The 17,338-nt window shown below is 29.4% G+C and carries 16 protein-coding genes; 1 reads left to right on the plus strand and 15 read right to left on the minus strand.

Annotated elements, in window-relative coordinates:
• Nucleotides 1–12: 12 nt before the first annotated feature.
• The 5 genes from pcrA to Ccar_RS18480 form a co-directional block, all read right to left on the minus strand.
• Nucleotides 13–2,277 (minus strand): DNA helicase PcrA, encoded by a 2,265-nt coding sequence (gene pcrA / locus Ccar_RS18460; protein WP_007062270.1) that lies wholly within the window; start codon nucleotides 2,275–2,277, stop codon nucleotides 13–15.
• 128 nt (nucleotides 2,278–2,405) lie between these two features.
• Nucleotides 2,406–2,717 carry a YerC/YecD family TrpR-related protein gene (locus Ccar_RS18465; protein ID WP_007062269.1) on the minus strand — a complete coding sequence of 104 codons (312 nt, stop codon included), beginning with the start codon at nucleotides 2,715–2,717 and terminating at the stop codon, nucleotides 2,406–2,408.
• A gap of 377 nt (nucleotides 2,718–3,094) precedes the next feature.
• Nucleotides 3,095–3,811 (minus strand): pseudouridine synthase, encoded by a 717-nt coding sequence (locus Ccar_RS18470; protein WP_007062268.1) that lies wholly within the window; start codon nucleotides 3,809–3,811, stop codon nucleotides 3,095–3,097.
• 93 nt (nucleotides 3,812–3,904) lie between these two features.
• A complete protein-coding gene (locus Ccar_RS18475; protein WP_007062267.1) occupies nucleotides 3,905–4,564 on the minus strand; it encodes a lytic transglycosylase domain-containing protein in 660 nt (219 codons plus the stop codon).
• Between the two features lie 88 nt (nucleotides 4,565–4,652).
• Nucleotides 4,653–6,656: a triple tyrosine motif-containing protein gene (locus Ccar_RS18480; protein WP_007062266.1), complete on the minus strand. Its 2,004-nt coding sequence runs from the start codon at nucleotides 6,654–6,656 to the stop codon at nucleotides 4,653–4,655.
• Between the two features lie 150 nt (nucleotides 6,657–6,806).
• Here Ccar_RS18480 and Ccar_RS27105 point away from each other — a divergent pair, with 150 nt between their 5' ends.
• Nucleotides 6,807–6,977, plus strand: coding sequence for a hypothetical protein (locus Ccar_RS27105; RefSeq protein WP_007062265.1), 171 nt, complete (start codon nucleotides 6,807–6,809; stop codon nucleotides 6,975–6,977).
• A 31-nt stretch (nucleotides 6,978–7,008) separates the two neighbouring features.
• Here the strand turns inward: Ccar_RS27105 and Ccar_RS18485 are convergent, their stop codons facing one another.
• From Ccar_RS18485 to Ccar_RS18525, 10 genes are all read right to left on the minus strand, one after another.
• The gene (locus Ccar_RS18485) at nucleotides 7,009–7,461 is read right to left on the minus strand and encodes a YaiI/YqxD family protein (RefSeq protein WP_007062264.1); all 453 of its coding nucleotides are present in this window, start codon (nucleotides 7,459–7,461) and stop codon (nucleotides 7,009–7,011) included.
• A gap of 366 nt (nucleotides 7,462–7,827) precedes the next feature.
• Entirely contained in the window at nucleotides 7,828–9,177 is a 1,350-nt protein-coding gene (locus tag Ccar_RS18490) for a glucose-6-phosphate isomerase (RefSeq protein WP_007062263.1), read from the minus strand.
• Nucleotides 9,178–9,394: 217 nt separating this feature from the next.
• Nucleotides 9,395–10,441: a PocR ligand-binding domain-containing protein gene (locus Ccar_RS18495; protein ID WP_007062262.1), complete on the minus strand. Its 1,047-nt coding sequence runs from the start codon at nucleotides 10,439–10,441 to the stop codon at nucleotides 9,395–9,397.
• Between the two features lie 308 nt (nucleotides 10,442–10,749).
• Nucleotides 10,750–11,511: a prepilin peptidase gene (locus Ccar_RS18500; protein WP_007062261.1), complete on the minus strand. Its 762-nt coding sequence runs from the start codon at nucleotides 11,509–11,511 to the stop codon at nucleotides 10,750–10,752.
• A 308-nt stretch (nucleotides 11,512–11,819) separates the two neighbouring features.
• A complete protein-coding gene (gene speD, locus Ccar_RS18505; protein ID WP_416100836.1) occupies nucleotides 11,820–12,635 on the minus strand; it encodes an adenosylmethionine decarboxylase in 816 nt (271 codons plus the stop codon).
• Nucleotides 12,636–12,682: 47 nt separating this feature from the next.
• Nucleotides 12,683–13,555, minus strand: a complete 873-nt coding sequence (gene speE / locus Ccar_RS18510) for a polyamine aminopropyltransferase (protein ID WP_007062259.1) — start codon at nucleotides 13,553–13,555, stop codon at nucleotides 12,683–12,685.
• Nucleotides 13,556–13,703: 148 nt separating this feature from the next.
• A complete protein-coding gene (locus Ccar_RS27110) occupies nucleotides 13,704–13,859 on the minus strand; it encodes a hypothetical protein (protein WP_007062258.1) in 156 nt (51 codons plus the stop codon).
• A 106-nt stretch (nucleotides 13,860–13,965) separates the two neighbouring features.
• The gene (locus Ccar_RS18515) at nucleotides 13,966–15,081 is read right to left on the minus strand and encodes a hypothetical protein (protein WP_007062257.1); all 1,116 of its coding nucleotides are present in this window, start codon (nucleotides 15,079–15,081) and stop codon (nucleotides 13,966–13,968) included.
• Between the two features lie 4 nt (nucleotides 15,082–15,085).
• Nucleotides 15,086–16,312 (minus strand): ABC transporter permease, encoded by a 1,227-nt coding sequence (locus Ccar_RS18520; RefSeq protein ID WP_007062256.1) that lies wholly within the window; start codon nucleotides 16,310–16,312, stop codon nucleotides 15,086–15,088.
• Between the two features lie 2 nt (nucleotides 16,313–16,314).
• Nucleotides 16,315–17,178 carry an ATP-binding cassette domain-containing protein gene (locus tag Ccar_RS18525; RefSeq protein ID WP_007062255.1) on the minus strand — a complete coding sequence of 288 codons (864 nt, stop codon included), beginning with the start codon at nucleotides 17,176–17,178 and terminating at the stop codon, nucleotides 16,315–16,317.
• Between the last annotated feature and the right edge of the window lie 160 nt (nucleotides 17,179–17,338).

Raw genomic sequence — 17,338 nt, forward strand, 5'->3', positions numbered from 1 at the left:
CTAACTGCCCCCTTATACAAATTCTAGTGATGCTACTCCATACATTAAATTTTTAATTCCAGCCTTGTCAAAAACTATGGTAAGCTTTGTGTATTCTCCGCTTTTTGAAACACCTACAATAGTTCCTATTCCGAACTTATCGTGCTTAACCTTTAATCCTGCCTTAATATCTTCAATTTTTAATGAGTTAGCATTCTCTTTATTTTTATTTAAACTAGATTCACCAAAGGAAGACGGCATACTATTATTTACACTTCTATTCATATGACTAGTTACACTATTAGTTATAGTAGTACTTCTATTGCTGTATGTACTAAAACTTTTTGACTTAATAGTATTTCTTGCTGTCATATTGTCATTCTCTCTTAAATCCTTAGATATTTCTCCTATAAAATCGGACTCAGAATAAGATACAGTTCTTCCAAAAACTCTTCTTTGCTCTGCTGATGTCATATATAATTGCTCTTTTGCCCTAGTTATACCAACATAACAAAGTCTTCTTGATTCTTCCATTTCACTAAAATCATTTAATGATTGGCTTCCTGGAAATATACCATTTTCCATACCAACCATAAATACTACTGGAAACTCCAAACCTTTAGCACTATGTACAGTCATCATAACTACAGTATCTGCATCTTCATTAAAATTATCTATATCAGAAACTAAAGTAACTTTTTCTAAAAATGCTGATAATGATTTATCTTCTGAAGTACTTTCAAATTCCACTGCAGCGGATACCAATTCTTTCAAATTTTCAATTCTACTTAATGCGTCTATATCCTGAGAGTCTTTTAATTCTTCTAAGTAGCCTGTAGTATCCAATATTTCTTTTATAAGACTTGAAACAGCTATTTCATCTTTACTTCTTATAAAGCTATTTATAAGACTTACAAATTTTTTTATGGATGCAGTTCCTCTTGTAGGTATACTTGGCACCTGCTCTATATCAAGAAGTACACTGTACATACATTCTTCCATAGAATTTGCAAATTCTTGAACCTTTTTCACAGTAGCATCACCTATGCTTCTTTTAGGTACATTTATTATTCTTCTTAAGCTCACATCATCAAGAGGATTATTTACAAATTTTAAGTAGGCTAATATATCCTTTATTTCTTTTCTATCATAAAACTTTAGTCCTCCAATTATCCTATATGGTATATTGGATTTCATAAAAATATCTTCAAAAGTACGGGACTGCGCATTTGTTCTATAGAGTACGGCAAAATCTTTATATTTTTTGTTATTATCCTTAGTAATTTTTCTTATTTGTGAAGCTACATAATTTGCTTCTTCCATGTCAGAATAAGCTCTATATATCTTTATTCTTTCTCCATCCTCATTTTCTGTTCTAAGAACTTTACGTTTTCTTTCTGCATTATTTTTTATAACATCATTAGCAGCTTTTAATATATTTCCTTTGGATCTATAATTTTGCTCTAATTTTATAACCTTTGCTTCAGGATAGTCCTTTTCAAACCCTAATATATTTTTTATATCTGCACCTCTCCAAGCATAAATGCACTGATCATCATCTCCAACTACACATATATTTCTATGTTTAGTTGCTAGAAGTTTTACCAATTCATATTGTGATTTATTTGTATCTTGGTACTCATCTACCATAACATATTGGAATTTTCTTTGATAAAAATCTAAAACTTCTTCATTTTTCTTGAATAATTCTACAGTTTTATAGATTAAATCATCAAAATCCAAAGCATTATTACTCTTTAATTTCTTCTGGTATAACATATATGCATCTGCAATTTTGTTTAATCTATAATTACCTTCATTTTCTTTTTTATATCTATCTGGTGATATTAAATTGTCTTTTTGTTCTCCTATTTTGTTTATTATTTCTCTATCTGTTATGTCCTTATCATTTATGTTTAACTCGTCCATACATTGCTTTATCAATATTTTTTGATCATAAGTATCATATATAGCAAAATTCTTATTATAACCTAATTTATCTATTTCTCTTCTTAATATTCTTACGCAGCTTGAATGGAAAGTGGAAACCCACATATTGTCTGCTTCATTTCCTACCAAGCTTCTGACTCTATCCTTCATTTCACCAGCAGCTTTATTTGTAAAAGTTATGGCTAAAATTTTTGAAGGATATATGTTTAAATCATTTATCATATGAGCTATTCTATAAGTTAATACCCTTGTCTTTCCTGAACCCGCTCCTGCCAAAATTAATAGCGGTCCGTTTACCTGTACAGCCGCCTCATATTGTTCTTTATTTAAAAGCATTTTTAAATCCATACCATCCACTCCCTGGTTTTTTACTATGTTTAATATTATATCATTTTTAGCACTGATTTAATCATCAGCAACATAAAAAATGTGTTGATTTAAATCAACACATTTATTCTTAAAATACTTAACCTAAACTATCTATTGTTACTATCTTCACTTAACCTATCTAAAACTACCTTATACCCTTCACTTCCATAATTTAAGCATCTATTCACTCTACTTATGGTGGCAGTGCTTGCCCCTGTAGTTGCTGCAATATCCAAATATGTTCTTTTATTTTTTAGCATCTTAGCTACTTGAAGTCTTTGCTCTAAAGCCTTTATTTCATTTATAGTACATATATCATCAAAAAACCTATAACATTCTTCTTTTGTTTTTAAACTTAATACAGCCTCACATAAAAAATCCATTTCCTCACTTGCTAATTTGGATTTATATTCTTCCATGAGTTCCACACTCCTTATTTATCTACATTTTAATCGTTATATGTTTCATATAATTCTATCACGATTTAACGTATTAATCTATAAAATTAAAATAATTTTACAAAAATAAATTTTTTTATTTATTTTGGTAGGTACATATGAATTTTATATAACATAATACAAAAAACACTGAAAATAAAAGCAGCCCATTGGGGCATGGGCTGCCTGCTCATAAATAAAAAGGGGGCTATTTATCCTAATTATTTATCCTTGCATCCTATATTATATTAAAATTCTTTACAAATTTCAAGTTATTTTTGAAAATTTCATTGGTAAAAATTGATTTTTTTGGTTTATATCATTGCATATAGCGCCAATATGTGCAAGTTTTATTTCATTTAAATGGTTTTTAAGCTTTTTATCTCATCCTCAGACAATTCCCTATATTCTCCTTCTTCTAAATCCAAGTCTAACTCCATTGGTCCAAATTTTATTCTTTTTAAATAAACTACATTCTTATCCAAAGCATTAAACATTCTTTTAACCTGGTGAAACTTTCCCTCCTGTATAGTAACTTCAACCTTTGACCCATTTTCATCAGACTCTAAAATTTTAAGTTTCCCTGGAAGACATTTGTATCCATCATCTAAAGTTATACCTATTTTAAATTTTTCTACATCATTTTGGTCTACAGGTTTATCTATCTCAGCATAATAAATCTTATCTACATGCCATTTTGGAGATATTAACCTATGATTTAGTTCTCCATCATTTGTAAGCAATAAAAGTCCTACTGTATCTTTATCTAATCTGCCTACAGGAAATGGTTTAAATGCTTGGTGTTCTGGATCAAGTAAATCTACTACTGTTTCATCGTAATTATCAAAAGTAGCTGAAACTACACCATTTGGCTTATTCATTATTAAATATATATTTTGTCTATAATTTACCATTTCACCTGAAACTCTTATTTCTTTGTCGTCAGGATCTATTTTCATTCCACTGTCTTTTACAACTTCATTATCAATCTCTACTAAACCTTGTTTTACTAAGGCTTTAATTTCTTTTCTTGTTCCATATCCTAAATTTGATAAAATCTTATCCAATCTTTCCATAAAAAATCCTCCTATATTTGAGTGGTTTATATGAGTATTATATCCTGTTATACCCAAAATAAAAACAGCCTATATATAAGACTGTTTTTAAGTTTACTTTCCTGAATAATATTTCATAACTTTATTTACATAATCTCTTGTTTCATAAGGAAGTCTAGATATTCCTGAAACATCTGATACTCCTCTGTTTTGTAATGTACCCGGACCTGCATTATAAGCCGCTAAAGCTAACTGCTTATTATTAGCATACATATTAAGTAAAGACTTTAAATACTTTGTACCACCCTCTACATTCTCTTCTATGTTATAAGGATTCGAAACTCCAAGTTCACTAGCTGTACCAGGCATTAACTGCATAAGACCTTCTGCTCCAGCTTCTGAAACAGAATTAGGATTAAAATCTGATTCCTGTTTTATTACTGCCATTATTAAATTACTATCAACACCATATTTTTGTGAGGCTTTTCTTACAGCTTCATCTATAGTTAAATTACTGCTTTTTATGTCACTTTTTAAATCTTTGTATATAGAATTAAGCCTTTCACCTGCTCCATAGCCAAGCTTGCTTAAATCAGTTTGTCCCAAGGCCAACTTACTAAAATCCATGTTTCCGTCGCCATCACTAAATGCTTTAGTTAAACTTTCTAAAATAAGTCCAAAGGAATCTGAATCCCCAAAAGAACTTTTAAAAATTTGAGTCATAAGTTGAGCTTGTAAAAGTTGTTCTACCTTTTTATTGTTATCAACATTCATTTTCTCACCAACCCTTAATATATACCTTAATTAATTTTATCGTAATACTTTAATAAAACTTTAGAATTCTAATACTACTAAAAATACACTACTCTGCAAAGAAATCTATCATATCATAGTCTTCATAAGACCCCTTATGATATTGACTTTTAGCCAAAACTAGTATTTTATACTTACCTTTACTAAATGGTATAAACGTATAATAATTCTTTTTACTATAATTTTGAACTAAAGTCCAATCTCCTTTTTCCATTATGAAAAATTCATATAGAACATCTTTTCCACCTTCACTTTTAACAGTGAAAGTTGCTGAATCATTGCATAAAAATTTTGTTCTATCACAACTTATTTTTGTATTAGTTACTGGAAGTGCTTCATGAATTTTTACTGAAATACACTTTTTACAATCAAATATCCTATCACTTTCTTTATTTTTAGCATACATTTCTACAGTATATAAGCCACTACATTTTGGCACAAATGAATATCTCTTATCTTCTGTATATCCTGTTTCTTCAACTTTATGATCATTTATTCTTAAAACATAATTAACTAAAATACTACTAGTATTTTGAGTTATTACATTTAGCATAACCTTATCTCCAACTACATAATAATCTTTTAAAGGAAACAAAACATACTCTATTTCTCCAGGTATAAATTTAAATACCTCTAAATTAAACACGTAATGACAATCAAATTTCCTATCAGAATATTTGTCTTTTACCCTAGCTTCAAATTGATAACTTCCTTCTTCCTTAGGTATAAAAGTTATAGTATTATTTTTATCATAATTAATTGTTTCTAAAACTCTATTTTCTCTTCTTATTATAAAGCCATATTCTAAATCTGTTCCTCCAGATGCATTGATTTTTACCTTTATAGGCTCATCTATCAACACCTTATGTTTTTTATCCATAATAACATCATTAATTTTTACAGGTTCTTTACTTTTTTCGTCTACTGTAAATTCAATACATTCACAAGCTTCATACTTTTCTTCTGAGCTCTTATCCTTAACCCATAAGTATATTTTGTAATCTCCTGGTTTCCTAGATTTCCAATCATAACTATTGGTTCTTATATATCCTGAATCCTCATTATAATTTCCTTCTATAATATACTTATATAATAACTCTTTTCCTCCAATAACATCTGCCTTTAAATTTATAACTGTTTCACATAACTGCGGAGAATTCAAGTCTGTGGTAAAGCTTTTTATGCAAATATCCTTGTACTTCTTTACCAAAAAATTTATTATAGCCCTATCATCAAAACTTTTATTTGAATACATGTCCTTTACTAAACATAAAAGTCTATATTCTCCACTTTTACTTTCTACATAACTTACAATTCTTTTTGTTGAATAATCTTGAATACATTCCGTCTCACCATTGCTATTTATTTTAATAAATTTATAAAGAATATTTCTTCCTTCTTCATGAGATGTTTCTACCTTAAAGGTAAGTTCATTACCTTCAATCAAGTCTAAATTAACAGCGTTAAAATCCTGTATCTCTACTTTCTTCAAATCCATTACATCAAATTCTACAGTTTGAAAGTCATCATAATTATTTTGAGAATCAATATTTTTGCATTCCACTAACATTTCGCCTTTTCCTTCAGACTTTACTGTCCATGAAAGTGTATTATCTGGTGAATAATCCTTTATAATTTCCCACTTATCATCTATTTTGAGCCAATACCTAAACATAAGTGGAAGTTTATTTGTATTTACAAATAAATTAACTTTCTCACCCAAATTAAATTTATATTTATCTAAACCTATATTATTTATTAATTTTTCTTCAACTTTTCCTATTATATAATTTTCTCTTGATACATAATCAAAGCTTTTTTGACTATCTTCTCTACGAGCTTGTACCATTATTATGTATTTGCCATCTTCTTCTGGTACCCATTCAACACTAGTCGCCTCACTAAAATCTTTTAAAGTACTCCAAATTCCATTTAAGCCTACCATGTATTTAAACATTAATTTTTCTTCTAATACATTGTTTATACTAATGAGAATTTTCGAGTTTTTTTCTTGTGGACTTTCCAAATTATATTTTATTTCTAACTCATTCATCTTCTCACCTACCCTTGATAGATAACATATTTAATTTATATTATACTATAATTCCATATTTTGTAATAGTGTTTTATTGATTTTATATCTCAATAATTTAGTTATATTTAATGATATTTGGGTAAATATATTTTAAAGGAGAGTGATACTATGGATAAAATAAGTAAATATGATCCAAATTACGCTTACAAAAAAGACACTATAGATACTGGTGTGTCTGAAGAAGGCTATCCTATTATTGAAAGAACTACTAATGGTCTTATTTTTCCTGAAGGGCCCCAAAATAATGTAGATATGAATGATGTTAAACCTTTTGATTAAAATTCAAGAAGGAACTTAATAAATAACATGTTTACCAAGTTCCTTCTTCTAAATTATCCTTTATTAACCTAATTAAGTTTTTATAAAGCCTTTCATCATCTTCTCTTGTCCTTTTTTTAGGACTTGAAGTTTTTCCTCCACTACGTCTTACTTTAGCTGATATATGCCTTTCAAACAAAAGCTTATCTATATTGCTATCATCATAAATATAACCTTTAGGACTTATTGCATAGGCTTTCTTTCCAAGAGCCATAGCTGCCACACCATAATCCTGCGTAACTATAATATCATACTTTTTAGCAGCATTTGTTAATGCTACATCCACACTTTGAAATCCCTTATCTACATATTTTACAGTGCTATAGTCACTAGTTATTACATGGGATATATCACAATACATAATCACATCTATGCTATTTTCTTTAGCTGCTTTCTCAATAATATGTCTTCCTGGACATGCATCTGCATCTACTATTATTCTCATATAATGCTCCTTTTTAATCAACTACAAACTTACAATCTAAGCATATTGCAAAGCAACTTTTTCAGAGGACATTTGACAGAGGACAGAGGACAATGAAGGTGAGTTTTCCTCCTTACGTCAGAAAACTAATTTATTTTTATGCTTGTTTTGCTAAAGCAAAATATCGCTTAAGCAGACAGCTAAAATCTATGATTTTCAGATAATTGTTTACTGAAAAAGTACTTATTATAAACAAAAACGTGAACTTCTTTTAAAATTAAAGATTTTTCGTAGTGTAACGGAGAAAAATCCTCCTTCATTGTCCTCTGTCAATTGTCCTCTGTCCTCTAAAAAATATTGCTTCTCAATATTTTTTTACTATGTAAATTAAAGTCTTTGCTCTAATTCAGCCTTCATGTCCTCATATCCTGGTTTTCCAAGAAGGGCAAACATATTTTTCTTATATGCTTCAACACCAGGTTGATTAAATGGATTTACTCCTAATAAATATCCACTAATACCACAAGCTTTTTCAAAGAAATATACCATATTTCCAAAATAATATGGTGTTAATTCTGGAACATTTACAACCATAGCTGGAACATTTCCGTCACTATGAGCTAAAATAGTTCCCCTAAATGCTTGTTGATTTACAAAGTCCATGGATTTCTTTGCTAGAAAGTTTAATCCATCTAAATTATCCTTATTCTCTTCTATAATTACATTTTTTCTTGGCTTTTCAACGTTTATAAATGTTTCTGTTAAAACTCTCAAACCTTCTTGAATGTATTGTCCCATAGAATGCAAATCTGTTGAAAAATCTGCTGCTGCTGGGAATATTCCTTTATTGTCTTTGCCTTCGCTTTCTCCAAATAATTGTTTCCACCATTCTCCAAAGTAATGTAAACAAGGCTCAAAGTTTACCAACATCTCTGTAGTTTTACCCTTTGCATATAGAGCATTTCTAGCAGCTGCATACTTATATGCAGTATTTTTATTTAAATCTGATGAGCTATATTGTTCTCTTGCATCAGCAGCACCTTGCATCATTTCATCTATATTTATTCCTGCTGCAGCTATTGGAAGTAATCCTACTGGAGTTAAAACAGAAAATCTGCCGCCTACATTATCAGGAATTACAAATGTCTCATATCCCTCTGCATCAGCTAAAGTTTTTAATGCTCCCTTTGCTTTATCAGTAGTAGCAAATATTCTTTCTCTAGCTCCCTCCTTGCCATATTTCTTCTCCAATAAATCTTTAAATATTCTAAAAGCTATAGCTGGTTCAGTAGTTGTTCCTGATTTTGATATAACATTAACAGATATATCCATACCTTCTATAGCTTCTAATAAATCAGCCATATAAGTTGAACTTATATTATTTCCTACATAAAATATAGCAGGACTTTTTCTCTTATCCTTTGATATGCTAGCACTAAAAGTATGTGAAAGCATTTCTATTGCAGCTCTAGCACCTAAATATGATCCACCAATTCCTATAACTATAAGAGCATCAGAATCTTTTCTAATTTTTTCAGCTGCTTTTTTTATTCTTTCAAATTCTTCTTTATCATAATTTACAGGAAGATCTACCCACCCTAAAAAATCACTACCAGCACCAGTTCCTTCATGAAGCATTTTATGTGCTGAGTTTACAAGAGGTTGTAAACTTTGTATTTCATGTTCTTGTAAATAAGGCATAGTTTTACTTAAATCTAAAGTTAAATTTTTTGACATTTTCTTCCCTCCAAATCCTTATTAATTAGTTCTATTGAAATTCTATTCTATTTATTTATATAAATCAAGTTAGTAAATACATATTTTTCATAAAAATGAAAATGTAAACATTTACTTATAATTTTTATTTTCATTTGATATTATTTGTTATAAAAAAAATTTCTAACCAAAATAAAATGATTGGTATGATCATTTTTTACATACCAATCGCTTACTTTTACTTATTAGAATTTGCTAATCTATTTAATTTATCTATAAGCTCTGTGACCTGCTGTAAATTTGCAGTAACTTCTTGAATTGCAGCAGATTGTTGTTCTGTGGTTTCCAATGTAGCACCAGATGATTCTATAGTTTTATCTACGGAATTCTCTATCTTGTTTGTAAGTTCTGATATTTTTAAAGCTGTTTCTTTAGAATTTTGAGATAAACTTCTTATTTCTGTTGCAACAACATTAAAACCCCTTCCAACTTCACCAGCTCTAGCTGCTTCTATAGCAGCATTTAAACCAAGCATTTTTGTTTGGTCTGCTATACTTTTTATTGAATCAAGTATTGTATTAATTTCCATAGATATATTTTTTACATTAACTATTTCTTCACTTAAGGTATGCTGGTTATTAGTAACATTAATTGAGGATGCTGATAACTCTTCCATGGTTGCTGAAATTTGATTAAAATTATCTGAAAGCACTTGAGACATGTCTTTAATTTTTAATTCTTCATAACCTATTTTAGAAAGTGCATTAGCAATTATGTATAGTACTTCTGCAGCTGCTCTTACACTTTTTTCAGTAGTAATCTTTACCTTATTTACTGCTTCCACATATCCATTTTCGCTAACCCCTATTTCATTTGCAGTTTTTCTAAACTTAGATTCATCTGGGGAAGAGTTTAATATTTGTCCACCTAAAATTGTTCCTATTTGCTTACCATCTATTAATATAGGTGCAGCAAAATCAATTAATCCTGCATGACAAGTATAAATATATGGTCTTCCTGTTCTTGTAGCTTCCTCTCCACCTCTTCTATGAGATTCAGCACACCTGTCATCGCCTACTTTAGTAGAATGTGTAAATTTCATACAAAAATCTGTATAGGAGCTTGGCCTAGTCACTGGTTTTCCATTGATATCTACAGTTACACTGGCAATATCCATGCTTTCTGCAAAATTATCTTGAAATTTTTGAAGTAAATCAATATCAATAACATCTTTTATCTCTAGAGCATCTAAATCTATATCTGTGCCGTTAGTAATTTTTATCATAAATAACTCCCCCAATTTAATATTTTTTTACTTTGAATTATACTACAAATTTAATTTACATTTTTTTATTATTATATCACATAAATGGCCTAAATCAATGCAGTTTTAGTGCTTAAAAATTCAAATATATTAATAATCTTTTTTAATGGAATTAGGCATTAGTAATATAACTAATGCCTATTAAAAAAAGCTAGCTTTTATTTCTCTAAGCTGTTTAACTTAGGACATTAATTATTTTATAACTCAATTGTGTACTAAATATTTATTTTTTAAAAACTATTTGTAAATATTTTCCTATTATGCACTTTTTAATATATCATATTTTGAAAATACCACATTAGTACTTTGTTTCCCAAAAACATAGTAAAGATTGAAGCTAATGCAATAAATGGACCAAATGCAATGTAATCCTTTTTTTCCTTTTTCTTTAAAATAATTAATAGTAAAGTTATAATGGAGCCAAATATGAATGAAAAATAAATGCTTATAACTGTTAGCTTGATCCCAAGAAACAGTCCTGAGTAAAAACATATTTCAGCATCACCTAATCCCATGGCTTTAGTAAAAAGTGCTATAGAAGCTATTACTCCACCACCAAATAATGCACCAAAAATATATTGTTTAAAATCATCATGACAATAAGCACCTACTAATATAAATATAATTCCAAATACTATTCCTATAATACTAGTGCTAAAATACACATCTGTAGTATTTAGATCAATCATTCCAACTACAATCAAAATAGCTATAAGAACTACATACTTTACAAATTGAATACTAGGACCATATTCTAAGTAAGTTAACAAAAATAAAATTCCTGTTACAAATTCTATAATAGGGTATCTAATGGATATCTTTTCACAACAGTATCTACACTTTCCCTTTAATAATATATAGCTAAAAATAGGAATTAAATCATACCACTTTATTTTCCTCCCGCAATCAGTACAATGAGATGGAGGATACGCTATTGATTCTCCTCTAGGTATTCTATAAATACATACATTAAGAAAACTTCCTATCATAAGACCAATAATCATTACAAAAATCAAATCTAGTATAAACATATTTTCTCCTTTTCTATGGACTAAATTAAAAGTTTCTTTATAATTCTGGTCTATATAATCAATTTATAATCATGCTTTTATAAAATGTAACCTAGTAATCTAAATTTTATAAAAGCATTTAATCACATTTTCTCTTTACCATTTTCTGCTTCCCATGTTTAAAAAGATTCAGATTTTATTTACACTGATATAAATCACTATTTTCAACACTAATTTGTAGTATATTAAAAACCTAGAGATAAGTCTCTAGGTTTGAAAACTCAGGTATACAAAATGTAATACTAATAAAAAATTAAGTAATACAATTATTAATTTTCAATATTAATTCCATAAAAAATTTCATTTATTTCATTTTCTAATTTCTCTCTGATTTTTTTCTTTTCTTTCATTGATTTACATTCACTACTTGAATCAAATAGATAATTTTGAAGATCCAAATTACTAATTCTCATTTTTGTATGAAAAATATTAGATTGATAAATATTCATATCTATAAGATGATAATTATCAATAATATCCTTACTAATAAAATTTTGAATAGAATCAATATTGTGATCAATAAAGTGCTTTCTCCCATTAACATCCCGTGTAAATCCTCTAACTCTATAGTCTATTGTAATCACATCCGAGTCAAAGCTGCTAATTAAAAAATTTAATGCTTTTAAAGGAGAAATTTGTCCACATGTAGCAACATCTATATCAACACGAAAAGTAGATACCTCATTTCTCGGATGACTCTCTGGATATGTATGCACGGTCACATGACTTTTATCAAGATGAGCAACAATATTTTTTCGAATAGGTGTCAGTACCCCTTGATTGCAGGATTCATCCAAAATGTATAATGGTACTTCTTCTTCTGAAATTAGTAAAGTTACACTGGCTCCCTGTGGATCATAATCTTGTTTAGCTACATTCAAAACATTAGCTCCAATAATTTCTGTTACTTTCTTCAAAATCTCTGTAAGTCTATCTGAATTATATTGTTCATCTATATACTCAATATATTTTTTTTGTTCTTCTTCATTTCGAGTATAACAAACATCGTAAATATTAAAACTAAGAACTTTTGTTAGATTATTAAATCCATAAAGACGCAACTTGTTATTTGTATTTCCCATTATACTTCCTCCCTTAAATCGTAAAAAACTATTTTAAATACAAAAACATTCTATTTTAAATCACTTATGAAATTTGGAAGTTCAAAACAAGATTTTACAATCTCCTTTGTTAAATAACGTGTGTTATTAGGCAATCTATCTGCATTAATATCACTAGGATCATAAACATCTGAGGCCATTGTAAAACTCCACAATCCTCCCGGATAAGTTGGAACAAAAGCTATGTATGTTTTTACAATTTTAAAATTATCTTTTAACATTCTTCTAGTATTCTCAATTATATTACGATGCAGCATTGGAGATTCACTTTGACATACCATTACACCATCAGAGTTTAATGATTTTTTTACATTTTTATAAAATTCTTCTCCAAATAAATCCTTAGCAGGCCCTTCTGGATCTGGCGAATCAACCATAATAACATCATATTTATTATTAGTGTTTTTTACATATTCAACTCCATCTCCAAATTTAAAGTTTATTCTTTTATCAAAATCAGAACCTCCACTTATTTCTGGAAGAAATTTTATACATTCTTTTGATACTACTTCATCTAATTCCACCATATCAATAGTTTTAAGTTCTTTATATCTTGACAATTCTCTTACTGCTCCACAGTCTCCCCCACCAATTACCAAAACATTTTCTGGATTTTTATGTGTAAGTACTGGTATATGAGTAATCATTTCATTATATATAAAACCATCTGCAGAAGTAGATTGCATTGTCCCATCAATTACAAGACATGGACCAAATGCTGCAGTATCAATTAACGCTACTTCTTGATATGGAGATTTATTGTAAGAAAAAATTTCTTTAACTTTATAAGTAATTTTTAGGTTTTTTTTCTCAACTTCAAATTCCTCAAACCATAATTCATTATCAACTTCTTTAAAGTATTTAGGTAATTTATTTGTTTTCATAATATCATCTCCTTAAATAATAAAAAAATGTGTTTGCAATTCCTTAAGCTTCCATTTATATTGATCCTGATAAATTGATAATACCCAGTGAAATTATTAAAATAATAATTTCACTGGGATATTTATATTAACTAATGTAAGGTTTTACTTATAAATCTATTACTATTCTACTTTCACCCTTCATAGCTAATGGTGACTTTTCTAAAGATGCAATAACAGCCGGAACACCTTCATCATTTATAATAACAGGAATTCCACCTCCACTGCAAGTAATAACTATATATTCGTTATCTAAAAGATCCAAAATAACTTTTATAAATATTTATAAGTATTGCAAATGCTTGAAAAAGTTAATCAATATAATTTTAATAATGATTAATTTATAATCACGCTTTTATAAAATTATTTAATCACATTTTGTCTTTGCAAATTGCGTAATTAAGCAACATACCAAATACAATAAACACTACAACCATACTCATCATAACTGCATATGGTCTCCAAATCAACATATCGAAACGAAATCCATAAACCTCTCGTATCACCTGTGAGGATGCCATTGGAAGTGCATTTAAGATAAATTGAGAGAATCTCCATGGTACATTGATAAATAAAGCCATAATTATGTAGAAAATATTTATTGCAGTTCCTATTGCTATAGCCAAATTTGTATTTGCTGTTTTGTAAGATACCCATCCCATAATAGTCGTTAAAGCCAATACTCCTAAAAATTCACTTATAAACATCAAAATTATTGTATCTGCTAATGTAAAATTCCCTATAGAAAATAGTGCCATTACTTTGAAACTACTCTCCAAAGTCTGAAATCCTGTAACCGAACCTAGAATTAACACTGTACTAAGTGTTGCTACTAATGTTAACAATAGACCATATATTATAATTGGCAAAAGACGAAGAGCCATCATTTTTTTTCCTAGTTTTGTTGCATAAATAATTTCCATACTACCATCTTCCATACTGTCAGAATAAGTGGATGCTGCAAAAAATGTGACCATAAAGATAATTATTAGATAAGGAAACTTAAGATTATCAATCCCTAAATTCCAAAGATAACATCCAGGATACTTAACAAATGGTGTTTTTACTTTGTTCAGTTCTTTAAGTGCCTTTTCCTGATCCTTTTGAGGGATTTTTTCTATAAGTGCAATTGACTTTTTTCTCCAGCATCCATAAAAATTCTTGGCATAAGCATCAGGGTAATCTTGAATTCTTTTTTCACAGTACAGCATTCCAGGATAAACCTCCACTAAACCCTGTATAAAAGTTACAAGTGGTTGATATTTTATTTCCTCTGATTTTTGATCTCTCACATTTTTTAGTCCCAACCATAATTTATCTTCAGTCATTTCACCGGAATATATAGCCTCTTCTTTCATCACTTCATGTAGATTTTTTTCTCCTCCTATTAGTGCTGAACTTAATCCAGCGGTCAAAAGAAACATTCCTATTATTGAGAAAAGTACATACCTTGTAAGAAGTCGGCGCTTTAATTCTTGATATATCACCTCTTTACCTCCTTCTATAGTTTAATGCTGTGAATACTGTACTAAGTAAGAATGTAATTCCGCTCACCATAAGTAAAATTGATGGCATCAAAAAAACTTTTCCCAAAATTGTTGTCATAGGAAATTTCCCTAATTCTACAAATTCTAAATATGAAAATGCTACGCCTCCTGGTAACAATATCTTAATCCCATCAATAACAGGAGCGTTTATATTGATAAATATACCGAAAAGAAAGGCCCCTAATATTGTCAATACACAAAGCTCAATGGCTCTTGATGATTTTTTAACTATAGACGAAATCCATGTAGCAAAGCTTGCTATAGTTAAAATTCCCACTGCTCCAAAACCAAATAAATTTTTAAGTAATTCTCCTTCATTGTAGGGAAAAAAACTTTTACCTGAAACCTGTATTGATGTATTTAAAGCATCCTGAGGCAATGAATTTCTAAGAAGTATTACATAAACACCAACTCCACAAAGATAGATAATAGACGCCATAATCCAGGGGATAACAATCTTTGCTGCAGTAAGACTTTTTCTACCTTTCATTGTAGCTTTTATAATTTCATCCATTCCATTTTCTTTATCCTTGGCTATAATGGACCCTGCAAAAATCCCTACCATAACCATAAGCACAAATGAAAAAATCATCATGTGTCCAATTCCTTCATCCCATTGTTTAAATCCACTGTAATAAATATAAGGTTTTTTCACCTTATCCCAAGTTGACAGAGCTAATGTCTTTTCACTTTGGCTATGTGAATTTTTATCAATATAATTACGATAATATAAGTCTTCATTTTCATAAAAATGCTTTCCCGCATCCTTAGAAATATGTAAAAGATCCTTTGTAGATTCTCCTCTCATATTTCTAAGTCTTAACTCCTGCATAACCAAGATATCAGCATAAACAGCATGTTTCAGTAAATCTTTACTCATCACAATATCACTATCTTTCTCACCCTTTAATGAGTGAAGTAACGCATCACAGCCTCTTTGAAATTTATCTTCAGTCATTTCTCCCGCAGTAACGTTTCTATCCTTAGCTACTGCTTCTATTGCCGATTTACCTTTATAGCCTTTGTAACATCCTGTCTGCATAAAATCTTCAGTGGCTCCCCCTACAATAAACCACGCCCATAATCCTGCCAGCATAATTGAAATTAAAATATATGTCAGCTGTCTTTTAAAGCTAAGCTGTCTTTTTAACTCTTGAAAAAACACATCCATTTTTATACCTCCTTCACTTTTGAAAGATAAAAATCATTAAGAGAAGGTGAAACTAATTTACTATTTGGCAAAGGAACATCTGCAATATAACGAATTGCAACCTGTCCCCTATCTTCATTTCGAAAATTCATAATCCTATATTCTTTTTCCACCTCTGCCATATCTCTTTCTGGAACAACTGTTTCAAATACATTACCATCAAGTGTTTCAATTAAAGAACGACTTTCTCCCTCTGCAATTACTTTACCTTTTTCCATGAGTACAAGGTAATTAGCAATAAATTCAATGTCTGAAACAATATGTGTAGACAAAATAACAATTTTTTCTTTACTTATTGTGGTTAAATATTGACGAAATTTTCTTCTCTCTTCTATATCTAAACCAGCAGTAGGTTCATCTACTATTAAAATATCAGGATTATTTAACATAGCTTGACATATTCCAACTCTACGCTTCATACCTCCTGAGAGCTTATCCACCTTTTTCTTTCTAACTTCCAATAAATTAAATTGACTTAATAATTCACTGATTCTCTCATTTCTTAGCTTTCTATTAATACCTTTTAAAACTCCAATGTAATGAAGAAAATCTTCCACTGACTGATTTTTATCATATCCAAATTGCTGAGGCAAATATCCTATTTTCTCTAGATATGTACCTTTAAGTTCATTAATATTTACATCATTAAGCATTATTTTTCCACTACTTGGCTTTATATTACCAACCAACATTCTCATTAATGTAGTTTTCCCTGCACCATTTGGTCCTAAAAGTCCCCAAATCCCTGGAGTAAATTCAAGATTTATATTACAAGCAGCTTTTAAATCTTTAAATTCCTTAGAAAGATTGTAAATTGTTAACTTCATGTTTCTTCCTCCTCAAAATTTATCCGATGACTACCTGCTCTAATACTCCCACGCACTCTGTGAAAGCGACTATCACCAAATCAAAGATTTGGGATATCTGCTTTTCTCCAAGTGGGAGTAAAGAGCAGCTACGTCCCTGGATAAGTTCTTCTAAGACTCA

The sequence above is a fragment of the Clostridium carboxidivorans P7 genome (assembly GCF_001038625.1).
Lineage (GTDB): Bacteria > Bacillota > Clostridia > Clostridiales > Clostridiaceae > Clostridium_AM > Clostridium_AM carboxidivorans.